The organism is Streptomyces sp. NPDC045022, from assembly GCF_056432605.1.
The window spans coordinates 1-1,430 of record NZ_JBWKIR010000084.1; the positions used below are offsets into that span (position 1 = coordinate 1).

At 65.5% G+C, this 1,430-nt stretch carries 1 protein-coding gene and 1 pseudogene; both read left to right on the forward strand.

The window, feature by feature from the left end:
- Positions 1–442 (forward strand): annotated as a pseudogene (locus AC07C1_RS41240) (alpha-1,4-glucan--maltose-1-phosphate maltosyltransferase); the annotation flags it as partial.
- A partial coding sequence (locus AC07C1_RS41245; protein WP_478947246.1) for an alpha-amylase family glycosyl hydrolase occupies positions 439–1,430 on the forward strand: 992 nt, incomplete at its 3' end. The pseudogene AC07C1_RS41240 and the gene AC07C1_RS41245, both read left to right, overlap by 4 nt.

A 1,430-nucleotide genomic window follows, 5' to 3' on the forward strand; every position in this document is an offset into this window, starting at 1 on the left:
CCTGGACTCGGAGAAGTACCAGCTCAAGCCCCGCGACTGGGCGGCCGCGGAGCGGGAGGGGCGGACCATCGCGCCGCTCATCACCCGGCTCAACGACGTCAGGCGGCGCAGTCCGGCCCTGCGGCAGCTGCGTGACCTCCACTTCCACCACACCGACCAGGACGCGGTGATCGCCTACTCGAAGCGGAGCGGACCGAACACGGTTCTCGTGGTCGCCAACCTCGATCCCCACCACACCCAGGAAGCCACGGTCTCGTTGGACATGCGGCAACTCGGCCTGGACTGGCACGAGTCCGTGCCGGTGCGCGACGAGCTCACCGGCGAGACCTACTACTGGGGCAGGGCCAACTATGTGCGCCTCGAACCGGGTCATAGGCCCGCGCATGTCTTCACCGTCCTGCGACCGTCCAACCCGCAGATCGGAGGGTCACCCACCATATGATCGTCAACGAGCCCGTCCCGGACACCTTCGAGGACACTCCCGCCAAGGACCGGAATCCGGATTGGTTCAAGACCGCCGTCTTCTACGAGGTCCTGGTCCGCTCCTTCCAGGACAGCAACGGCGACGGCGTCGGCGACCTCAAGGGCCTGACCGCCAAACTCGACTACCTGCAGTGGCTCGGTGTGGACTGCCTCTGGCTGCCGCCGTTCTTCAAGTCACCGCTGCGTGACGGCGGTTACGACGTCTCCGACTACACCGCCGTGCTGCCCGAGTTCGGTGACCTCGCCGACTTCGTGGAGTTCGTGGACGCCGCCCACCAGCGCGGCATGCGCGTGATCATCGACTTCGTCATGAACCACACCAGCGACCAGCACCCGTGGTTCCAGGAGTCGAGGCGCGACCCGGAGGGTCCGTACGGGAACTACTACGTCTGGGCCGACGACGACAAGCAGTACCAGGACGCTCGCATCATCTTCGTCGACACCGAGGCCTCCAACTGGACGTACGACCCGGTACGCAAGCAGTACTACTGGCATCGCTTCTTCTCGCACCAGCCGGATCTGAACTACGAGAACCCGGCCGTGCAGGAGGAGATGATCTCCGCGCTGAAGTTCTGGCTGGATCTCGGCATCGACGGGTTCCGGCTGGACGCGGTGCCGTACCTGTACCAGCAGGAGGGCACCAACTGCGAGAACCTGCCCGCCACCCACGAGTTCCTGCAGCGGGTCCGCAAGGAGATCGACGCCCAGTACCCGGACACCGTGCTGCTGGCGGAGGCCAACCAGTGGCCGGAGGACGTCGTCGACTACTTCGGCGACTACTCCTCCGGTGGCAACGAGTGCCACATGGCGTTCCACTTCCCCGTCATGCCGCGCATCTTCATGGCCGTACGGCGTGAGTCGCGCTACCCGGTCTCGGAGATCCTGGCCAAGACCCCGGCCATCCCCTCCAACTGCCAGTGGGGCATCTTCCTGCGCAACCACGACGA